Origin of the sequence: Amycolatopsis keratiniphila subsp. keratiniphila, assembly GCF_001620365.2 — a bacterium.
Taxonomy (GTDB): Bacteria; Actinomycetota; Actinomycetes; order Mycobacteriales; family Pseudonocardiaceae; genus Amycolatopsis; species Amycolatopsis keratiniphila.
Map to the genome: position 1 here is coordinate 164,398 of NZ_LQMT02000029.1, position 1,889 is coordinate 166,286.

A 1,889-nucleotide genomic window follows, 5' to 3' on the forward strand; every position below is an offset into this window, starting at 1 on the left:
TTGCAAGGAACGGACCGTTCATGGCATTGGCTAGCGGGGACGGTTGGGCTTCTTGGGCATCAGGTCGTAGAGCTTCTTGCGCGCTCCGTTGTCCTTGGCGCTGCGAGTCACCGAGACCTCGGTGATGAAGTCCTCGAAGACGAACTCCTCGTCCGCGGGCACGATCGCCGAGGCCGGATGGTTCTGCAGGTAGCCGTCCAGCGTCTCCGCGATCTCCCGGAACGACAGTGCCTGCAGCGTTTCCGGCGCGTACGTCGTGACCGGCACGCCGTGCGCGGCGGCTTCGTTCATCACGACGCCGAGCGGGACGTGCGACAGCATCGGGATCCCGAACGCGTACAGCTCCTGCAACGCCGCCGCCGCGTAGTGCGAGATCGGGCGGCGGTACAGCCCTGGTACGAGGCCGTAGTAGGCGATCGGCGGACGGCCGACGGTCTGTTCGACGTAACGCACCTGGTCCGAAAGCAGGCGCAGCGCGCGGATGCTCGTCCGGTCCGGCTGCACCGGCACGAGGATCCCGTGCGAAGCGGCGAGCGCGTTGTTGGTCAGCACGTCGAGCGCGGGCGGGCAGTCGATGACGATGTGGTCGTAGTTGGCGAACTGGATGACCCTGGCCAGCTGCCACCCGGGCACCCGGAACTGGTCCAGCCGCCGGATCAGGTCGAACATCCCCGGCGAGGTCGGGATGACGTCGAACGCGCCGCCCCGCCCGAGGTTGCTGCGCGGATGCCGGACGACGAGTTCCTCGATCGGGCCCTTCCATACCTTGGTCAGGGCTTTCGCGAGGCTGGGCATGTCCGGCGCCACCTCGTCCAGGCCGAGGAGTTCGGTGGTCGCGTGGCCCTGTGGGTCGAGGTCGATCAGCAGCACCCGGCGGCCGCGTTCGGCCAGTGCGGCCGCCGCGCCCACGCTGAGTGAGGTCTTGCCGACCCCGCCTTTCTGGTTGACCACCGAGGTGATCTGCATGCCGAAGCGCTCCCTGTGTCTGTTGTTCCGGGAAGGCTATTGGAAACACGCCGAGAAAGCGCGTCTATCAGCCCGCCTGTCGCGGTCGCACCAGCAAGGCCTGCGCCCCCGAGGCGATCGGCCCCGACGCGTCGTGCAGCGTCGTGGTCGCCGTGCCGATCCCGTTCGGGCCGACCAGGGTGGCCGCGTCGACGCCGATCCAGTCGCCGAGCGGCGGGCGGCGGAGGTGCACCGTCAGCTCGGAGTTGATGAACCACCACTCGCGCGGGTCCAGGAAGTTCGAGATCCCGTTGCCGGAATCCGCCAGCACGAACAGCCGCTGCAGCGGGCTCGGCTTCTCCCCGTCGACGAGCGCGACGCGCTGCCTGCCCCAGACGGTCGCGGGGCCGGGTTCGTCCAGCGCGCCCTTGACACTGCGCCACTCGACGGCTTGCAGGTACCCGCCGTGCCAGCCTTCCGGCCAAGAGGACGTCGGCAGCCCCTCCGGCGAAGGCAGCGCCGGGCCTTCCATGGTGGCGACCGCCGTGGTGTCCGACGTCGCGATACGCCACGCCGAGGCGCGGGCGACGATCCGCTCGCCATGGGAGAGTTCGGCCGTCAGCCACTCGACCGACCGGCCCGGCCGTTCCACCCGGGCCCGTACCGATAGCTCCTTCAGTGGTGCGGGCCCGAGGATCTCGACCGTCACCCGTGCCAGCTGGCTCGCGTGGGGTGCTTCGACCTCTTCGAGCGCACGGACCAGCAACGCCGAGGGCGGCCCGAAGTGCTGCGCGTCCGGGGTCCATGGGCCGGCGGTGTGCGGGGTCGGGAGGAAGACGCCGTCACCCGACGGCACGTAAAAGGCTTCTGTCACATAAGCACCCTAGGTGTACTGACCTGAGAGGTTGGGAACGCGGCTGGCTGGTGGGTGGCCGCCGAGTGCG

2 protein-coding genes are annotated in these 1,889 nt (G+C 69.3%); both read right to left on the reverse strand.

The window, feature by feature from the left end; all coding sequences use genetic code 11:
- Positions 1 to 30 precede the first annotated feature (30 nt).
- Entirely contained in the window at positions 31 to 966 is a 936-nt protein-coding gene (locus AVR91_RS28365) for a ParA family protein (protein ID WP_016334151.1), read from the reverse strand.
- A 67-nt stretch (positions 967 to 1,033) separates the two neighbouring features.
- Entirely contained in the window at positions 1,034 to 1,819 is a 786-nt protein-coding gene (locus tag AVR91_RS28370) for a thioesterase family protein (RefSeq protein ID WP_063272100.1), read from the reverse strand.
- Positions 1,820 to 1,889: the final 70 nt, after the last annotated feature.

Bases quoted from the DNA above. Each gene is read 5' to 3' on its own strand.
- AVR91_RS28365 (WP_016334151.1), bottom strand. From the start codon at position 966: ATGCAGATCACCTCGGTGGTCAACCAGAAAGGCGGGGTCGGCAAGACC.